This is a genomic window from Cupriavidus sp. GW821-FHT02F09, from assembly GCF_059421605.1.
Genome location: NZ_JBWKVH010000028.1, coordinates 36902 through 55485, shown reverse-complemented (window position 1 = coordinate 55485; position 18584 = coordinate 36902). Strand labels below are relative to the sequence as shown.

Sequence of the window (18584 nt, the reverse complement as noted above, 5' to 3'; positions counted from 1 at the left end):
CCTCACTTTGAATACAGAACGCCATCGGTCTGCATGGCGTCGATCTCGGCCGGGTCGAAGCCCAGCGACTGCGCCACTTCCGCGTTGTGCTGACCGAGGTCCGGCGCTACCTCGCGGATGGTCGTGTCGCAATCCGAGAAGCGAAACGGCAAGTTGGGCAAACGCAGCATCCCATAGCGCGGGTGATGCTGTTCGACCACCATGCCCCGCGCGATGATCTGTGGATCGGCGAGCACTTCGTCGATGCGCTGCACCTTGGCGCAAGGCACGTCGATGCCATCCAACAGTTCCAGCACCTGCGCGACCGGTCGGCCGGCAACCCATGGATTCACAACCGACAGGATCTCCACGCGATGAGTATTGCGCCCTGTCAGGTCGTGGAAACGCGTGTCGGCGCCGTAGCCAGTAGGCCCTCCGTGCGCTTCAACCAGCGCGGCGAAGCGTTTCCAGGCGTCGTCCACCTGCGCCGCGATCACCAGGTCACCATCGGCGGCACGGAACACGCCATATAGCGTCGACGTGGGCATGTCGTGACCCGTCTGCTCAGGCAGCACACCTTGCATCGTGTAGCACTGCACGGCGTACTCGTGCATCGACACCAGCGTGTCGTACAGCGCCATGTCGATGTGCTGTCCGCGCCCACTCTTCACGCGACCGAGCAGTGCGGCGTTGATGGCCGCCACCGCGTGAATACCCGTGTACATGTCGCCCAGTGAGATACGCATGAGCGGCGGTGGCTCGCCGGGCTCGCCGATCATCTGCATGATGCCGCTCTTCGCTTCGGCAATCAGGCCGAAGCCTGCGCGGTGCGCATCCGGCCCGGTATGGCCGTAAGCCGAAATCGAGCAGTAGACGAGGCGCGGATTGCGCGCCGACAACTCGGCATAGCCCAGCCCCAGCTTGTCCAGCGCGCCCGGCCGGTAGTTCTCGACGAACACGTCCGCCGAATCGCACAAGCGCTGTATGAAGTCCTTACCGCGGGGATCCTTCATGTTCACGCTGATGCCGCGCTTGCCCATGTTGAGCTGCAGGAAGTAGCCGCTTTGCTGGTCGTCGAGCACGGTCGCATGCTGGCGCCCTGCGTCGCCGCTGCCTGGGCGTTCGACCTTGATGACTTCGGCGCCGAGCGCCGCGAGGCAGCGCCCTACGTACGGGCCGGCCAGGAAGTGGCTGTAGTCGACGACGCGAATACCTTCGAGAGGACGGTCCTGCATCACATTGCTCCCGGCCGGCGCGGCACCATCAGGCGATGCTCGCCACGCTGGACGACCTTGCCGTCCTGATTGACCAGCTCGGACGGCAGTACGACGATGCCCCAGTCTGGTCGGCTCTTGCTCGCCCGCATGGCACCCACGCGGAATTTCACTTGCAGCACGTCATTGACCTTGATTGGCAAGAGGAAGTCCCATGTCCAGCCCAGCGACATGCCCGGCAGGAAGCGGTAGTCGCTCTGCGTCTTGAGGCCATCGGCGATCGACAACCCGAACAGGCCGTGCGCCACGATTGAGCCAAAGTGGCTGGCATTGGCATACTCTTCGTCGACGTGTACCGGCGTGTGGTCACCCGTGAGGTCGGCGTAGGCCAGAATGCGCTCTTTGGTGACTGTGTAAGTGGCGCTCACGCACTCGTCGCCTTCGCGGGCGTCGTCCCAATATTTTTCAATGATCGTCATGTCACGTCTCTGCACGTGGGTTGATCGCTAGCGCCTGCGCGACGCATGCGGCGGGCCTGGCCTGAATCAGTTCGACCGCGAGGCCGTCGGGCAGGCGCAGCCAGTTGCGGCCTTGCGGCATCTCGGTGACGTCGAAGCGTTTGGCTGCCGCCAGCGCGGCCTCCAAGTCCTCGCACATCACGCCCAGGTGAGCGAGGCGGCCTTCCGGGCCCTCGAATTCGGGGCTGGCGATGAACTGCACGCCGCCTAGCGTCCAGTACTGCCGCGGCTGTTCCGGCATGCCGTCCACCTCGCGCAGGGTCATGCCCAGCACGTCGTGAAAAAAACGGATATGCCAGTGGATGTCCTTCACCCAGACGGCGACATGCTCCACATAGGCTTTGGTTGCGACTCTCCTGTCAGTCATGTCATTGGCTCCCCGCGGCCGGCTGCTGCGGCAGGCCGCGCTCGATGCCCTTGATGCAGGCCACCAGCGCCTCGTTGACAGGCGTGGGCACGCCGCAGCGCGCGCCGGCTCGCACAACTGCCCCGTTGATGAAATCGATCTCGGTGGCGGAGCCCTTTTCCAGGCTCTGCAGCATGGACGCCTTGAAGTCCGGCGGCAGGCCATCGGCCGCCATCGTCCAGGCATCGCGCGGCTCGGCGATCGAGAGCCTGACCTGATTGGCGCCCGCCACGGCCATGGCCTCCGCAACCGCCGCCACGGCGCAGGCCTCCACCTCGGGCACGGCGTAGAGGCTGCCGTAGGGCAGGCCGGTGATGCCACTGAGCGCGCCAGTGGCCACGTTGATCAGCAGCTTGTCCCACATGGTGCCGACGATGTTGTCGCTGACCTCCGTACGCAGGCCGGCGCGCTCGAACTCGGCCGCGATGGCCAGTGCGCGATCGCTCAGCGTGCCGTCGAGTTCGCCGATGATGGTCAGCTTGCCCTGGGTGCCGGCAATGATGCGGCCGGGGCCAAGGAACACGCCGCCAACATAGGTCTTGCCGGCCAACACGTGTTCGCGGCCTACCGCATGCGCCAGGACATCTTCATGGCCCATGCCGTTCTGCAGCGACATGACCACGGTCTGCCCGCCGACGACGGGCATTGCCGAAGCGATCGCTTCGGCGGTATGGAAGGATTTAACGAGCACGATCATCAGGTCGGCCGGCGCAAGGCCGGCGCAACAGGTGGCGGCTTTCACCCGGACGCCATGTTCCGAGTCGCCGTCCCGCATGATCAGGCCATCGTGGTTGATGGCATCGACATGCGCCTGGAATCGATCGATCAGCGTGACATCCGAGCCGGCCTTGGCCAGTGTTCCGCCGATCGCACAACCGAGTGCGCCGGCTCCGAGGACATAAATCTTCACCTTGTCTCCTTACGCCGCGTCGAAGGGATGCGGTCATGGGTGAACGATATGGACCGCGAGCGAATCGGTAAATACAATGGCGACAATAGTGTTCATTGCGAAATGCAATATGAATGAGTCACCCGTGCCATGCATGTATCGCGTGCAGCACATATCCATGCGCCGCCCATGCCCAACCTGCAGCACACCCCCAACCCAGATGACGAGTTGATCGAGCCGCGCATGCTTCGCCTGCTGGATTTGCTCTACCGTACCCGCAGCGTGACGCAGTCGGCGGCGGCGTTGGGGCAAAGCCAGTCCACGGTCAGCATCTGGCTTGGCAAGCTGCGCCGCCAGCTCAACGATCCTTTGTTCGTGCGCACGCCCACTGGCATGCAACCAACGCCGCGCGCCGACGCGCTGATCGAGATGGCGCGCAATGCGCTGGAATCCCTGCGCCTATTGACTACGTGCGACGTAAGCTTCGACCCCGCCACAGCGGAACGCACGTTCCGAATCTGCATGACCGACGCCAGCCACATCACGCTGCTGCCGCCGCTGCTGGCCCACTTGCGCGCGCTCGCCCCAAACGTGCGGCTGGTGGCGGCGCGGATCGATGGCGAGACGGCGGCGGCGCTACAGTCCGGCGAAGCCGACCTGGCGCTTGGGCTGATGCCCTGGCTGGATGCGGGCTTCTACCAGCAGACCTTGTTTCCACAGGACTGGGTGTGCCTGGTCAACGCGCGCCACCCGCGCGTTGGGGAGGCGCTCTCGTTGCAAAGCTATCGCGAGGAAGGACACATCGGCATCGTTGGCGGCACTGGCGCGCAACTGCTGGAAAGCGCACTGGAGGCCCAGCAGATCCGGCGCCGCATCATGCTGGAGCTGCCAGGCTTCCTCGGCCTGGCGGCGATTGCCTCATCGACCGACCTGATTGCCACAGTGCCGCGGCACATCGGCGAGACGCTTGCGGTCATGTCCGAACTGTCGGTCCTGCGTTGCCCCGTGGAGATTCCGTCGTTCACGGTCAAGCAGCATTGGCATGCGCGCTATCACCATGATCCCGCCAACCGCTGGCTGCGCGGAATCTGTGAGACCCTATTCCAGGGACGTCAGATCAAACGCGGTGAGCCGATAGGCAGGGCGAAAGCGGTACCGGAAAAGCGTGCGGGAAGACGTCCAGGAGAACGTCCATAGGGGAGTCGAAGCTCAGCGCGAGTTCCGTAGGGCCATGCAGTCCGATATCGCGACGACCTCGATGTACGGTCGATTTGCAAGGAGGCAGATGAACGGCACCCGAGCAGTTTCCACTGCGGGTAGCCCACGGCCGGTGGGCCCAAAGTCGGCCGTCCATCTCGGGCATCCGTATTGACCCGACGAGCCGTCATCCAGCTTCTGCTCGCGGAACGGTCGGAGAGGGATGGCTAGCTGTCACCCAAATCAAGGTCGCGATCGTCGCTTCGTCTGCCGAGGAAGCGACGATCGCGGACCTCGCGCCTTCGATGACCACTCCTGAGTGTTCACCAAACATTTGGCGAGCAGTGATCGGATGTCGCTTATCGGCCAATGTCGAGGATCGGTGGAGCAGAGCCGTAGACCGGCATCTGGACGCCATATCTTCTAATTCGCCGCTTGGGCAACTGCGATGGAACGAGTTGCCGGGGCATCGCGTGCTCGCATTCAAGCCAACAAGCTCCACCCGGCAGGAGGGCCGCAGGATTTCACCGATGGCGCTAGCGCTCTGGGTCGGCAGTCTGGTCAGCACGTCCGTCAGGTACGCGCGCGGATCCAGTCCGTTCAACTGTGCCGAGCGCACCAAGCTCATGACCGCCGCCGCCCGTTGTCCTGCTCGTAATGAGCCCGCGATGCCCTTCGGTGAGGTTGCCGGCCTGTTGCCGGCCCGCAGCCCGCGGCGGCGATCGCCTCGAGCGACGGGCCGTCCGAACACGCGAAGGCGGTGCAGTCGCCCGCCATCACGTGCACGCCGACAGCCGATTACTTCGCGGCTACGACCAATAGCGATAGCAGAACGGCCGCAACATGTGCGCAGATCGCGGTGATAGTTGCCTGTTCAAACTTGCACCACGCGTCATAGCGCGCCCAGAGCTCTGGCTGCGCGGCGCGGCGTTCGCGCTCTCGGAGACCCAGGCGGTCGGACAGTTCCGCGTACCACTCATCGCGGGCAGCGCCCTCATCCTTCGGCCGCTCGCCCAGTGCCTCCCGAGCTTGCTCAAAATCTTCATCAAGCATGCCTGTGACGCGCGCCGCTTCCGCCTCGCTCCAATCCGGATACTGCCGATAGTCCTTTACCGCATACTCGATCACTAACGGCAGCACGCCCCTTGCCATGCCTTCATCCATCAACGATACAGCCAATCCCTCGAGTTCCACGCTCTTGCGCGAATCCAGGCCAGACCCCGTCAAGAGCACTATCTCGCGTTGCAGGGCTCCCCAGTCTGCCAATGCAACGCGTTCGCCGACGTGCTCGCGCTGATGCCGCATCTTGATCTGCATACTGGGAATGCTCGCAACACCGTTGGCGAAGTATTGCGTGATTTCCCATGGCGATGTGTATAACAGGTGGTACAGCGCCTTGGCTGCGACTGTCCCCAGATCGGCCCCAACCGGCATGGCGTCGACGATCTCAAGTGTCTGTGCCGGGGCAACCTTCTCGTCGGTATGGGATTGAATCCAGTACAGCGTGTCAAGCAGGTCGCCCAATGCCGCCGGTACGCCCACAATCGCTTCAAATTGCTCCTCCTCTCCGGAGAGGCGTGCCGACGGTAGGTATTCCTCTTCCTCAGTACATTCGCGCAGGCGGGCGAGTCCGGCTGCCTTGACAGTCGCGTCGCCACCGAAACTGTTCCAGTTCTTTTCTAGACGAACCGTTTGGGACGGCGCATCCAGGTTTTCGACAGATGCGCGTTCCAGCGTTGGCACTGTCAAGCCCAGTTCGCGAAACCATCTTTCCATCATCAGTCGCAGCCGCATCGTCGATGGACCGATCAGGCGGTCGTATTCCTTGCCACCAGAATAGAAAACCAGCGTCGGAATGCCACGCACGCCAAAATGCTCCCAGCCGTCCGGCGCCTCATCGATATTCAGTTTGAACACCTTCAATCGTCCCGCATAATCGGCCGCGAGTGTCTCCAAATGGGGAGTCAGTGCCAGACACGGCCCGCACCACGGCGCCCAGAAATCCACCAGAACGGGAGTATCGCCCTGCACGTCGCGGTCGAACGTGGACTGCGTCGTTTCGCTAATCGTCATGCTTTCCTCACTTCGGTTGGGATTGTGTCAAATCGATGGACATGCATAGCGCCGCCAGAGCACTCAATGTCAGCGACCTCCCCTGTGTCAGCCGGGTATAGAGCATTGGTTCAGTAGATCCCGCCCCTGCCCTTGCTGGCCTGTCGACATGCCGGCGCGAGCAGAAGTCTGGTGGACGCCGCTACCTCGCCGGAATGCCCTATCCCGTGTCATGAACACTTCCAGCATGTATGGGATCAGCGCGATCGCGTCCACCGCCTCGCCATAGGTTTGTGCATGCAGCGCTGCGTATCGATCCAGGTCAGCCTTGAGGCTGGCCGGGCATGAGAAGGTCAGCTTGACGCTCTCGGTCTTGGGCAGCGGCCCGAGCCGCAGCTTGCGTGGCGAGTTCATCGTGAAGTCTCCCGATTGAAGAACAACGGCTGGTACGGCCGCAGCATCAGATCCCGGTTGACGATGATGCGCACCGGCAGGCCGGGCCGCTCCGTCAACGTAGGCTGGATGTTGAGGTTGCGCCGGGCCATCTCCTGCCCGACCTGGCCCACGCTGTCCTGCAGGCTGCTCCGCCCGGCGATGATGACGCGATCGCTGTTCTGGCGGTTCTCCGGCGCGGCCAGTTCGGCGCCGACGCCCAGCAGGGTCGTCAGCGCCGCGCCGGCAAGAATGCGGTCCCAATGCCAATCGATGCCATCCTCCAGGCCGGCATAACCGGCCGGATCGATGCCAGGCAGCTTGTCCAGCGTCAGTGAGGATGTGTCCGGCAGGATGATCCGGTTCCACACCGCCTGTACCCGGCGCTGTCCATAGCTCACTTGGCTGTTGTAGCGTCCGAGGATGCGTGAACCCTGCGGGATCAGCAGATAGCGGCCGGTCGCGGTGTCGTAGACCGGCTCCGTCACCGTGGCAATCACGTCGCCCGGCAGGTCGGACTTGATGCCCGTCACCAGCGCCGCGGCAATCACGGTCCCGGCCATCACCTGATACGGCGAGGTCGGCAGCTGCAGACTGGCAGAAATGCGAGTTTCCGTGGAATCTGCTTTGCCGGGTTTCAGGAAGGCCTCCTTCTGGTCTTGGCGGTTCTGCACGGCCGTCGGGTCGGCAGGCTGGGCCGCCGTGGAGGCGGGCCCAGCGGCCAGTGGGTCGAAGCCGGCCAGGCCGGACGCCGAGCTTGCCGCCGCAACCTGCGCCAGCGCGGCCGCCGTGCGCTGGTTGCCCGACCGGAAGAACACCGGCGATGCCGCCGCCGCTTCCGACTCCTTGCGCAGCGCGTCGCGCTCCACCGCCGCCGGGTCCTGGCCGGGCGGCGAGTAGCGGGCCACCGCCGGCTGCTGCGACTTGACAATGGCCGGCCCCAGGTCGCCCGGTAGCGGTGGCCCCAGCTCCGGTATCTGCGTTGGCGAGACCGGCTGCAGTTTGGCGTAGTCGGCGGGGAGCTGGTCAAGTCCTTCCGAGCGTGTGACACGATCAATGTTGTAGAGCTCGGCCGGCCGGCTGTCGTTGCGTGGCTGCTTCGGTTGCAGCGACCACATCGTTGCGGCCATGACCGCGACCGCCAGCCCGCCGGCGAGGATGGCGAGCGTTCGTCGGTTGAGGCGCGTTACCGGACGCGGCTGCGCCCGCAACGCCACGCTCTCCGGCGCGATCTTCGGGGCGACCTCTGGCGCGGGCAACCCGGCGGTGTCGTCCTGGCTCATGGTCAGTTCCCCCGCACGACATCGTCCGTACGCTCGATCCGCACGACGTCTGCCTTGTCACCCCCCAGGCGTAGTTCGGCCGCGCCGAACAGCCGATCCACGATGTAGTACGGCGAACGGAAACGGTAATTGACCAGTTGCCCGTCGCCCTGCGCGCCGATCACGAACAGCGGCGGCAGTTCGCCTTGGACAATGCCGGCCGGAAACTGGATATATACCTTCTCCCCATCGTCGAAGGCGCGTAGCGGCTTCCACGGCGGATTGCTGCCGCTGATCGCATAGCGGAAGCGGATCTTCTCCAGCGAGAGGCCTGTATCGACCGGCGCGGTCGCCTGTGCGGCTTGGGCCTGGCGCTGCAAGGCCAGCATCCGGTCTTTGGGGTAGTCCCAGGACGCCGATGCCATCCATGCCTTCTCGGTCGAAGTCAGTTCGATCAGGTAGGTGCGCCGGCTAGTGGTGATAACCAGATTGGTCTTCAAGCCGGAGCGAATGGGCTTGACCAATACGTTGACGCGCAGGGTGTCGCCGACGCCGCTGGATGTCTCGCCAACGATCCAGCGTACGGTATCGCCGGCGGCGACCGTCACCAACTCCTCGCCGGGCTGGAGCGAAATGACGGTAACGCGTCCTGGCGCCGCATAGACCTGGTACAGCGCGCCATCGGTGAACGGCCAGACCTGGATCGCATTGACGTAACCCTCGCGCGTCGGGGCAACGCGCGCCTCGACGTTGGCCTGTGACACGCGCACGGTCTCGTCGGTGGGATCCGCTGCGGGCGTTGCCTCGCCCAGCTCGGGCAGCGGTTTCATCTGCCCCGGCATCGGCAGCACCTTCGGCATCTCCACCACTTCCACCGGCTTGGGCGGCTCGGGCAGCCGCTGGGCCCACACCGGCTCATCGAGCGAGACTGCCGGCGGCGGTTTGCCCTGTGTGGCGCAGCCCGACAAGGCTACGAGAGGCAGCACGAAAGCGTAAATACGGAAAGACAGATTCATGGTTTGGCTCCTTCGGACGCATCCAGCTCGCGACTCCACGACAGCCCATTGACGTAGATGCCCAGCGGGTTCTTGCGCAGCCGCTGTTCGGTGCGCGGCGCTTGCAGGACGGTGGAAATCACAGCGTTCCAGCGCTCCGTGCCAGCCGGCGCGCCATTGACGAAACGCTGTTCCGTCCAGCGCACATGGAAAGACGTGTCGCTGGCACGCACGACGCTGGTAATCTGTACCGTCACGGACTCCTTGCCGACCTGAGCGAACGGATCCTTGGTGCGCGCGTACTCGTTGAGCACCGCCGCGCCGCGGTCGGTGCTGTAGTCGTAGGCATCGAGCCAGTTCTGTCGCACAACGATGGGATCGATGGACAGCGAGCGGACCAGCGTGACGAAGTGCGCCAGGTGATAAGCGATCTGCGCATCTTTTGGCTGGTAGGGCGTGGCGGCTTCGCCGACCGCGCGCACCTGCCCGGTCTTGTCCACCTCCACCACGTAGGGCGTCACGATGGACTGCCCCGAACGCCAGACCAAGCCGCCAGCCATCAGCAAGGCGAGCACCAGGCAGCCAAAGGCCATCAGCCGCCAGTTCTTTGCCTGCACGCGGGCCGAACCAATGCGCTCGTCCCAGACCTGGGCTGCGGCCTGATACGGGGTGGCAGGCTGCGGCGTGTGGGTATAGCGCGCCTGCGGTCGTTTGAATCGCATGGCTCGTTCTCCTTATGAATCGGAATCGCGCAAGCTTGGGCCGCTGCCCGAACCACCACCGTCGCCGCCGCGCAGTGTGTGGGCTGCGGACGTGGCAGCGGTCGCGAGCTGTTGGCGGCGATGCAGGCGTTTGGCCCAGGCGGGTTGCTGCTGATTAGGGGCGCTGGCCGTGGCTTCGCCCGCGGTGGCCGAGCCTTGTGCGGCAGCAGCGGCCGCGGGGCTACCGACGGACCCCGGCCCCGCTGAACTCGAACTGAAGGCCGCTGCTGCACGCTCCCTGAGCGCTCGGGCCCCAGCGACCGCCTTCTGGCCGATCTCCTGCGCGCCGCTCCTGGCGACGTTGCCCAGGCCAGACAAGGCACCCTTCCCGCCACCGCCAGCAGCGGCGGAGCCAGCCTGGAACGCCGACCGCGCGCTGCTGGCCGTCGAGGCGGCAGCACGGGCGCCGCTAGCGGCCATCTTCGCCGCAGCCGGGGCCATGCGCGCCCCGGCCGCGACCGCACTGCCCACGCCGGTGGCGGTGGCTCCGACCGCGACAGCGGTTCCCGCCGCGCCTAGCGCCGCGCCGGCCATCGCACCCGCGCCCAATTGCGGCGCCCCGGACACCAAGCCGGTGGCAATACCCGGCCCAAAGATCCCGAGCGCCAGCAAGGCAAGCGAGGCGAGCACGATGACCAGCGCGTGGTCGATGGAAGGCCCGTCGGGCGCGACCCGGAATTCCCCGAATAGCCCCGTGCCGATGCCGACAATGACGGCCAGCACGAGTACCTTGACGCCGCAGGACACCACGTTGCCAAGCACCTTTTCGGCGAGGAATGCGGTCTTGTTCCAGAGCGCGAACGGCACCAGCACGAAACCGGCGAGCGTGGTTAGCTTGAACTCGATCAGCGTGATGAATAGCTGTACCGCGAGCACGAAGAAGCTGACGATGACAGCAAGCCACGCCAAAAACAGCACGACGATGGACGTGATGTTGACGAACACTTCCGGGAAGCCGGCCAGCTTGCTGATCTGCTCGAGAATGGGCGCGCCGGCGTCAATGCCAGTCTTGGCGAGCCGTCCGGGCTGTAGGAAGGTCTCCATGCTGAGCGAGCCGGTCGCGGTCAGGCCTAACCCCGCGAATGAGCGGAACACGATGCATGCCAACCAGTTGAAGTTGCCAATGATGTAGGCGAACGCGCCCACGTAGAGCACCTTGCGGATGAGCTTGGCCATCACGTCCTCGCCCTGGCCGGCGGCGTGGCCCAGTGCCCAGTACAGGCCGGCGATCGTCATGTCGATGGTCACCAGCGTGGCGGTCAGGAACGCGACTTCACCACGCAACAGGCCAAAGCCTGAGTCGATGTAGGCGGAGAACGTGGTGAGGAAGCGGTCGATGATGACGACGTCATTCATGGTCGCTCCGAGTGGCACCCGTCATTGCTTGTAGAAGTTCACGGGCTGCGGCGTGTACGCCGTGCCGGTGCCGAGGAAGCGCCGCGTCACCTCGCGGCCGCGTTCGACGGCGGCGGCCTGCCGCGCCAGCTCCAGCGCCACCGCGCGGCCTTGCGTGAGCTGGAGCTGCTGCGACTGCATGAACTGCTTCGTCTGCATAGCCAGAAGCTGATTTGTCGCCTGGGCGGCCTGCAAAGCGCCGGTCGCCGATTGGCTTTGTGCGACCAAGTCGGCCAGAACACTTTCGTCGCGCGTGAGGTTTTGGGACACCTGGGCCTGCAATCGCATGGCCGTCTGCAAACCATTGCGCGTGTTTTGCCCGCGCTGGCGTCCGTCCTCGTACATCTGGTTACCGCTCACAGTCGCGGCGTACTGCGCGGGGTACAGGCGTGCGAATTGCTGATCCAGGCTCTGGATGTCGTAGGCTAGCCCCTGAGCTTGGGCGATCAGGCGTTGTGAGTCGCTAAGCGTCGAGCGCAGCCTGCTAATCACATTGAACGGCAGACTCGCCAGATTGCGCCGCTGGTTGGCGAGCATTTGTGCCTCGTTCTGGAGCTGTTTGATCTGGTTGTTGATGACTTCCAGGCTTCGCACGGCAGTCAGCGTGTTTTGCACGTAGTTCGATGGATCAAAGACGGTGATGGCAGCCGCCGGTCGGGCGAGCATGAGCGAGCCAGCCAGCGCGGTGGCGATCGTCGCGAGGAACACACGAATCTTCATGGCAGGTTCTCCTGTCTGTGGGAAGTGAGGAAGGACGCAGCCGACGGCGCAGAAGGCAGCAGGTCGGCCGCCCAATCGAGGCCGCGATGACGCAACCAGGCACCGGCAAAGCCCGACACCCCGGCGTCGCGCAGCACACCATCGATGGCATGCTGGTTCTCGGGTGTCGAAGCGCCCGCGAACGTGAGCGCGACCAGCCCCAGGTCGAGGTCGAACAGGCGATTGCCTGCACGGGACTGGTAGTAGTAGTCGCGCTTTGGCTGCGCAGTCGCGACCATCTCGATTTGTCGGCTGTTGAGGCCGAAGCCCTCGTAGATCGTGCGAATCTGCGGCTCGGTGGCCTGCGGGTTCGGCAGGAAGATCCGGCTCGCACAACTCTCAATGATCGCGGGCGCAATGGTCGAATTCTCGATGTCGGCGAGCGACTGCGTCGCGAAGATCACGCCGACGTTCTTCTTGCGCAGCGTCTTGAGCCACTGGCGGATGCGTGCGGCGAACATCGGGTCGTCGAGGAACAGCCAGGACTCGTCAAGGATCAGCAGCGTCGGCGCACCGTCGAAATACCCCTCCAGCCGCGCGAACAGATAGCCCAGCACGGCCAGCACCGCGGCGCGGCTAGGCATCAACTCTTCCATCTCGAAGCACTGCACGTCGGCGCTGCCCAGCCGATCGTGATCGGCATCGAGCAGCTTACCGTGAGCACCACCCAGCACGTAGGGTGCGAGCGCCTGACGCAGCGCGTTGGATTGCAGCAGCACCGACAGGCCCGTGAGCGTGCGCTGTTCGACCGGTGCGCCGGCGAGACTGCCGAGCGCCGACCAAATCGCAACTTTTTCATCGGGGCCAACAGCGACACCTTCCTGCAGCAGCCGGCCTTCGACCCATTCGGTGGCCCAAGTGCGATGAGCCTCCCGGTCAATGCGCGCGAGCGGCTGGAACGCGATCGCGCCATCGGCGCCCAAGTCATAGTGCTCGCCGCCCAGCCCCAATACCGTCGCCCGCATGGATCGTCCCATGTCGAACACGAAGACGCGCGAACCGGGATAGCGGCGGAACTGCATCGCCAGCGTGGCGAGCAGCACCGACTTGCCCATGCCGGTGGGGCCTACAACCAGCGTATGGCCCACGTCGCCGAGGTGCGTCACCAGCCGGAACGGCGTCGCGCCATCCGTGCGCGTAACAATCAGCGGCGGCCCATCGAGGTGGGCGTTCTTCTCCGGCCCGGCCCAGACTGCCGACAACGGCATCAGATGGGCCAGGTTCAGCGTCGAGACGATCGGCTGGCGCACGTTGGCGTAGGCGTTGCCCGGCACCGATGACAGCCATGCCTCCACGGCGTTCAGCGTTTCCGGAACGGTGACGAAGCCGCGGCCTTGGATGGCCCGCTCCACCATGCGCAGCTTCTCGTCAGCCGCGTCCGGGTCAGCGTCGAGCACCGTCACGGTCGCGGTGACGTATCCGAACGAGACTTGATCGCTGCCCAGTTCCTGCAAGGCAGCGTCCGCGTCGGCGGACTTGTTGCTGGCATCGGTGTCGACCAGCAGACTTTCTTGCTGGAAGATGGTCTCGCGAAGCAGCGCCAGGACATTCTTGCGCTTAGCGAACCACTGCCGGCGCAGGCGGCGCAACTCCTGTTCGGCCTCGGCCTTGTCCATGTACAGGAAGCGCGTGCTCCAGCGGTACGCGAAGCCCAACCGGTTGAGATCGTCCAGGATTCCTGGCCAAGTCGAGGTCGGGAACCCGCGCACCGTCACCACGCGCAGATGCTGATCGCCCAGCACGGGCGTCAGGCCTCCGACCAACGGTGCGTCGGCCAGCAGTGCATCGAGATGGAACGGTACCTCCGGGACGCCAATGCGGTAACGCCGGGGCGAGACGGTCGCGTGCAGGTAGGTCAGCGTTTCACCGTCATCGAGCCAGGCGATTTCCGGCATCACCCCGTCGATCAGGTCGTTGATGCGGTCGGTCTCGGCGACAAACGCGCTCAGCCGCTCGCGCCAGTCCACGCCGGTGGCTTTCCGGTTCTCGTAGAGCAACGTCGCCGCGCGCGCGCGGGATTCCTCTGGCGGCAGGTATTGCAGCGTGAGGTGATAATTGCTTTCAAAGTGGTTGCCCGATTCCTCGAACGCGGCGCGGCGTTCCTCATCGACCAGCCAGGAGAGTGGTTCGGGGAAGTCCGAGCGCGGATAATCCGCCGCCGGCCTGCGCTCGGCTTCGACGAACAGCACCCAGCCCGAACCCAGCCGGCGCAGCGCGTTGTTGAGCCGCGCCGTCGTGGCGATCAACTCGGCCTGCGTCGCGCTGTCCAGATCTGGCCCGCGAAAGCGTGCCGTTCGCTGGAACGAACCATCCTTGTTCAGCACCACACCGGGCGCGACCATACCGGCCCATGGCAGCCAGTCGGCCAGCAGGGCCGGTCGTTGGCAGTATTCGACAAGGTTCAGCATCGCCGCGCCCTCCTCGTCACACGTCCAACAGCGGCTTGTGCTTGATGTGCCGCGCGAACACCTGCATGAACTGCGCATCCATGCGCGCGCCCCATACCGCAAGCGCGTGGCCGACGATCCACAGCACGATGCCGGGAATCCACAACTGCAGGCCCAGGCCCACGGCGGCGGCCAGCGTGCCATTGGCAATCGCCACGGTCCTGGGCGCGCCGCCCAGCAAGATCGGCTCGCTCAGAGAGCGATGCAGCGGCACCTCGAAGCCCGGCAGATCGTCGCCCATGCTCATACGAGGGCTCCCCCAGAGAAGCTGAAGAACGACAGGAAGAACGAGGACGCCGCGAAGGCGATGGACAGGCCGAAAACGATCTGCAACAGCTTGCGGAAGCCGCCCGACGTGTCGCCGAAGGCCAGCGCCAGGCCGGTGGCAATGATAATGATGACCGCGATGATGCGCGCGACCGGCCCCTGGATGGAGTCGAGAATCGATTGCAGCGGCCTTTCCCAGGGCATCGAGGAGCCGGCCGCCTTCGCCGTGCCCGCCGTCATCAGGATGACGGCGGCCAGCAGCAGGCCGTGATGGGTCGGCCCGGCCAAGCGCCGCAGGCGTGCGAGGCGTGAAACCGGACTTACGGAAGAGCGAAAAGCACGGGCGTGCGTCATGACAGTTCTCCGGGGTGATCGGCCGACGGAAAAGCAGCGTCGGAAGAAGGCTGCAGCAGTTTTGGCAGCGGCGCTTCCAATGCATTCGCCAGGTGATATCCGGCGGCGTCGAAGCCGACGATGTGGACGATGTTCTCGATACGGCGCCGCTGGCCACGGCCGGCAATGTGGATGACGACATTGACCGCCTCGGCGATCAGCGCACGTGGCGGGTTCAGGGCGACTTCGAGAATCAGCTGCTCAAGGCGCAGCAGTGCGCCCTGTGCGGATCCGGCATGGATGGTGGCGATCCCGCCCGGGTGGCCGGTTCCCCATACCTTGATGAGGTCCAGCGCCTCGCCGCCGCGCACCTCGCCCACGATCACGCGATCGGGGCGAAGCCGCATCGAGGAGCGCACCAACTCGGTCATGGAAACTACCCCGGCGCGTGTGCGCAGCGGCACGTGGTCGCGCGCCGCGCATTGCAGCTCCACCGTGTCTTCGAGCACCAGCACGCGGTCGCCAGTGGCGGCGATCTCTGCGAGCAAGGCGTTGGCGAGCGTGGTCTTGCCGGTACTGGTGCCGCCAGCGATCAGGATGTTCTGCCGCTCACGGACCGCGCCTCGCAGGAATTCTGCCTGCGCGGCATTCATCATCCCGTCAGCAACATAGCGTTCCAGCGGGATGACGCCCGCGGCGCGCTTGCGCAAGGCGAACGCCGGTCCTGGCGCGGCCGGCGGCAGGATGCCCTCGAAGCGTTCGCCAGTCTCCGGCAGCTCGGCGGTCAAAAGCGGCTGGCCCCGATGAACTTCCGCGCCGACATGCGCGGCCACCACGCGGATGATGCGTTCACCCTCCCCTTCGGAGAGGGTCGCGCCCAATGGCGCGCGCCCGCTGGACAGCCGATCGACCCACAGCGTGCCGTCGGGATTGAGCAAGATCTCAACCACGTCCGGGTCTTCCAGCGCGGCGGCAATCAAAGGCCCCAACGCGGTGCGCAGCATGCGGATGCGCCGGTCCAGAGAGGCAGTCACAAAGGGATGCTGTTGCGCGCTCATAATGCCCGCTCCTGGGCCTCGTTCAGCGCCGCCACCTCGTCGCGTCGTGCCGTGTCCGGGTGCAGATCCTCCACCGTATCGCGCACCAGACTGTGCCCGCGCTGTAGTTGCCGGCCAAGCTGTTCGACGAACTGCTCAAAGCGTGCCTTGCCCTGCGCGCGGGCGGCCTGCTGATGCGCTTCGGGAACGGGCGTGCTCACGGTCAGGTAGTAGCGGACATAGAGCGCCAACGTTTCGATCAGGATGTTCTGGTCACGCTCCAGCTTCTCGAACTGCCGAGACAATCGGTCCAGTCGCTTGGCCACAGCGACCTCATGCTGCTCGCCGGCATCCCGCGACAGCCACGATGCCAGCGCAGCGGCGACGATGGATGACTTCGACAAGCCCTTCTTGATAGACAATTCGTCCAGGCGTTTGGCATGTTCCGGGGGAATGAACAGATTCAGGCGGTATTGGCTCATAGGTCGATTCCGTCGTTGGGGTCCAGGCTGGCAAGCCGTGCTGCGTGTCGCGTAGCCAGATCGAAGGCACCTGTAAGGGGTAGCGGCACGTCGTCATCCAGCAGTGCCAGGTCGTTGCCCGATATCCGTCGCTCCGGGCTGTAGAACGGCGCCTCTGACAACTCCGACTGTCGACGCGGGCCACCCTCCTCAGCAATGACGGCATCGCTGGTTGCTGCCCCCATGTCGGCCGACACAATCGATACGGCGGGGATCGCTAAACGGCTCCAGTCGTCGGGCCGAGCCGGTGGCGCGTCGGCGTAGCGGCCTGTCGCGGGCGTTGGCGGTGGCAGCACCCGCCCCTTGAAATTGGCATCGGTGTAGTAGCGCAGCTTCTTCGCCTTGATCGGCGGGCAGCCCCCTACCATCACCACAGCATCGTCCGGCGGAAGCTGCATCACCTCGCCGGGCGTCAGTAGCGGTCGGGCCATCTCCTGCCGCGACACCATCAGATGCCCGAGCCACGGCGCAAGCCGGTGGCCGGCATAATTGCGCTGCGCGCGCAGTTCGGTGGCCGTGCCCAGCGTCTCGGAAATGCGCTTGGCCGTGCGCTCGTCGTTAGTGGCGAACGTCACCCGGACGTGGCAGTTATCGAGGATCGAATGGTTCTGACCGTAGGCTTTGTCGATCTGGTTGAGCGATTGGGCGATCAGGAAACTGCGAATACCGTAGCCGGCCATGAAGGCAAGCGCCGTCTCAAAAAAGTCGAGCCGACCCAGCGCCGGAAACTCGTCAAGCATCAGCAACAGCCGGTGACGGCGCGTGATGCCGTCGCTGCCGTCGAGCGACTCGGTGAGCCGTCGCCCGATCTGGTTGAGGATCAGCCGCACCAGCGGCTTGGTACGGCTGATGTCTGATGGTGGCACCACCAGGTACAGCGATACCGGATGTTGGGCAGCAATCAAGTCGGCGATGCGCCAGTCGCAACGCGAGGTAACTTCGGCCACGGTGGGGTCGCGGTACAAGCCCAGGAAGCTCATCGCGGTGGACAGGACGCCCGAGCGTTCGTTGTCACTCTTGTTCAGCACCTCGCGTGCGGCGGAAGCGACAACCGGATGCGGTACATCGCCCAGATGTGGCGTCGTCATCATCCGATGCAGCGTCAGCTCGAAGGGCGACCCGGGATCGGACAGGAAACCAGCGACACCGCGCAGTGTCTTGTCTTCACCTGCGTAGAGCACATGCAGGATGGCCCCAACCAGCAGTGCGTGACTGGTCTTCTCCCAGTGGTTGCGGCGCTCCAGCGCGCCTTCGGGATCAACGAGGATGTCCGCGATGTTCTGCACGTCGCGCACTTCATGCGTGCCACGCCGGACTTCGAGCAGCGGGTTGTAAGCCGCGGACTTCGGATCGGTCGGGTTGAACAGAAGGCAATGCGAAAAGCGAGAGCGCCAGCCGGCGGTGAGGCTCCAGTTTTCGCCCTTGATGTCATGAATCACGGCTGACGCGGGCCAGCTTAGGAGTGTTGGCACCACCAAGCCGACACCCTTGCCGGAGCGCGTTGGCGCGAAAGCCAAGACGTGCTCTGGCCCTTCCTGGCGCAGGTACCGGTCGTCATGCAGACCAAGAAAGACGCCCGCGGGCTCGGTGAGTCCCGCCTTACGGATATCGATGGCCGTCGCCCAGCGTGCGGAACCGTAGGTGGTCACCAATCCCGATTGCCGTGACCGCCATACCGACATGCCGATAGCAACCAACGCCGCCAGCAGGCCGCTGCCGCTTGCAATCGCACCGCCGGTGTCGAACACGGGCGCCGCGTAAGCGTCGTAGAAGAACCACCACTCGAACAGACGCCACGGGTGGTAGACCGGCGTATCGACGAGATCAAACCAGGGCGCACCAAGGCGTACTTGATAGCCCAGGGCGGCGGCCGTCCATTGTGTGGCCGTCCACACGCCGACGATCACGATGCCGAGCACAACGGCAATCTGGCCAAGCAGCACGCCTTGACCTTGGATCTTTGCCTCCGCCCTCTCCTGCACAGACACCTCGCGAAATCCGCACAACATCGTGCGCCAAGCACGAGGTTGGGGTCTCATCAAGGGCCGGTCAAAGACCGTTATCGAAACAAAGGTCGAGGGAAATGCAAGGATTCCTGCCGGAGACAACTCTGCCGTATC

The 18584-nt window shown here is 64.8% G+C and carries 18 protein-coding genes and 1 pseudogene; 1 reads left to right on the top strand and 18 read right to left on the bottom strand.

Going from position 1 to position 18584, the window contains the following annotated elements; all coding sequences use genetic code 11:
* Positions 1-2 precede the first annotated feature (2 nt).
* Genes AC07XB_RS26130 through AC07XB_RS26115 form a run of 4 tightly spaced genes read right to left on the bottom strand, consistent with a single transcriptional unit; the run spans position 3 to position 3027 of the window.
* Positions 3-1214 (bottom strand): CaiB/BaiF CoA transferase family protein, encoded by a 1212-nt coding sequence (locus tag AC07XB_RS26130; RefSeq protein ID WP_492830917.1) that lies wholly within the window; start codon positions 1212-1214, stop codon positions 3-5.
* Positions 1214-1672 carry a MaoC family dehydratase gene (locus AC07XB_RS26125; RefSeq protein WP_183031192.1) on the bottom strand — a complete coding sequence of 153 codons (459 nt, stop codon included), beginning with the start codon at positions 1670-1672 and terminating at the stop codon, positions 1214-1216. The genes AC07XB_RS26130 and AC07XB_RS26125 overlap by 1 nt, the downstream gene beginning before the upstream one ends.
* Before the next feature lies 1 nt (position 1673).
* The gene (locus AC07XB_RS26120) at positions 1674-2078 is read right to left on the bottom strand and encodes a VOC family protein (protein WP_492830918.1); all 405 of its coding nucleotides are present in this window, start codon (positions 2076-2078) and stop codon (positions 1674-1676) included.
* A gap of 1 nt (position 2079) precedes the next feature.
* The gene (locus AC07XB_RS26115; RefSeq protein ID WP_492830919.1) at positions 2080-3027 is read right to left on the bottom strand and encodes a ketopantoate reductase family protein; all 948 of its coding nucleotides are present in this window, start codon (positions 3025-3027) and stop codon (positions 2080-2082) included.
* 168 nt (positions 3028-3195) lie between these two features.
* Between AC07XB_RS26115 and AC07XB_RS26110 the strand changes: the two genes are divergently transcribed.
* The gene (locus AC07XB_RS26110) at positions 3196-4203 is read left to right on the top strand and encodes a LysR family transcriptional regulator (RefSeq protein WP_492830947.1); all 1008 of its coding nucleotides are present in this window, start codon (positions 3196-3198) and stop codon (positions 4201-4203) included.
* Between the two features lie 517 nt (positions 4204-4720).
* On the opposite strand, the pseudogene AC07XB_RS26105 reads toward AC07XB_RS26110, so the two are convergent.
* The 14 genes and pseudogenes from AC07XB_RS26105 to AC07XB_RS26040 all read right to left on the bottom strand — a co-directional run.
* A pseudogene (locus AC07XB_RS26105) lies at positions 4721-4870 on the bottom strand (transposase domain-containing protein); the annotation flags it as partial.
* Positions 4871-5001: 131 nt separating this feature from the next.
* Positions 5002-6276 carry a thioredoxin family protein gene (locus AC07XB_RS26100; RefSeq protein ID WP_492830920.1) on the bottom strand — a complete coding sequence of 425 codons (1275 nt, stop codon included), beginning with the start codon at positions 6274-6276 and terminating at the stop codon, positions 5002-5004.
* Positions 6277-6363: 87 nt separating this feature from the next.
* Entirely contained in the window at positions 6364-6669 is a 306-nt protein-coding gene (locus AC07XB_RS26095; protein WP_492830921.1) for a DUF2274 domain-containing protein, read from the bottom strand.
* Positions 6666-7970, bottom strand: coding sequence for a TraB/TrbI/VirB10 family type IV secretion system protein (locus AC07XB_RS26090; protein ID WP_492830922.1), 1305 nt, complete (start codon positions 7968-7970; stop codon positions 6666-6668). Before AC07XB_RS26090 ends, AC07XB_RS26095 begins: the two co-directional genes overlap by 4 nt.
* A 2-nt stretch (positions 7971-7972) precedes the next feature.
* Positions 7973-8965, bottom strand: a complete 993-nt coding sequence (gene trbG, locus AC07XB_RS26085; RefSeq protein ID WP_492830923.1) for a P-type conjugative transfer protein TrbG — start codon at positions 8963-8965, stop codon at positions 7973-7975.
* The gene (gene trbF, locus AC07XB_RS26080) at positions 8962-9666 is read right to left on the bottom strand and encodes a conjugal transfer protein TrbF (RefSeq protein WP_492830924.1); all 705 of its coding nucleotides are present in this window, start codon (positions 9664-9666) and stop codon (positions 8962-8964) included. The genes trbG and trbF overlap by 4 nt, the downstream gene beginning before the upstream one ends.
* Before the next feature lie 12 nt (positions 9667-9678).
* Positions 9679-11061, bottom strand: coding sequence for a P-type conjugative transfer protein TrbL (trbL, locus tag AC07XB_RS26075; RefSeq protein WP_492830925.1), 1383 nt, complete (start codon positions 11059-11061; stop codon positions 9679-9681).
* A 21-nt stretch (positions 11062-11082) separates the two neighbouring features.
* The gene (trbJ, locus tag AC07XB_RS26070) at positions 11083-11820 is read right to left on the bottom strand and encodes a P-type conjugative transfer protein TrbJ (RefSeq protein WP_492830926.1); all 738 of its coding nucleotides are present in this window, start codon (positions 11818-11820) and stop codon (positions 11083-11085) included.
* Positions 11817-14267: a conjugal transfer protein TrbE gene (gene trbE / locus AC07XB_RS26065; RefSeq protein ID WP_492830927.1), complete on the bottom strand. Its 2451-nt coding sequence runs from the start codon at positions 14265-14267 to the stop codon at positions 11817-11819. The genes trbJ and trbE overlap by 4 nt, the downstream gene beginning before the upstream one ends.
* A 16-nt stretch (positions 14268-14283) precedes the next feature.
* Positions 14284-14553: a VirB3 family type IV secretion system protein gene (locus AC07XB_RS26060; protein WP_492830928.1), complete on the bottom strand. Its 270-nt coding sequence runs from the start codon at positions 14551-14553 to the stop codon at positions 14284-14286.
* Entirely contained in the window at positions 14550-14927 is a 378-nt protein-coding gene (locus tag AC07XB_RS26055) for a TrbC/VirB2 family type IV secretion system protein (protein ID WP_492830929.1), read from the bottom strand. Before AC07XB_RS26055 ends, AC07XB_RS26060 begins: the two co-directional genes overlap by 4 nt.
* Positions 14924-15964: a P-type conjugative transfer ATPase TrbB gene (gene trbB, locus AC07XB_RS26050; protein WP_492830930.1), complete on the bottom strand. Its 1041-nt coding sequence runs from the start codon at positions 15962-15964 to the stop codon at positions 14924-14926. Before trbB ends, AC07XB_RS26055 begins: the two co-directional genes overlap by 4 nt.
* A complete protein-coding gene (locus AC07XB_RS26045; protein WP_492830931.1) occupies positions 15961-16425 on the bottom strand; it encodes a CopG family transcriptional regulator in 465 nt (154 codons plus the stop codon). The genes trbB and AC07XB_RS26045 overlap by 4 nt, the downstream gene beginning before the upstream one ends.
* Positions 16422-18422, bottom strand: coding sequence for a conjugal transfer protein TraG (locus AC07XB_RS26040; RefSeq protein WP_492830948.1), 2001 nt, complete (start codon positions 18420-18422; stop codon positions 16422-16424). The genes AC07XB_RS26045 and AC07XB_RS26040 overlap by 4 nt, the downstream gene beginning before the upstream one ends.
* Positions 18423-18584 lie beyond the last annotated feature (162 nt).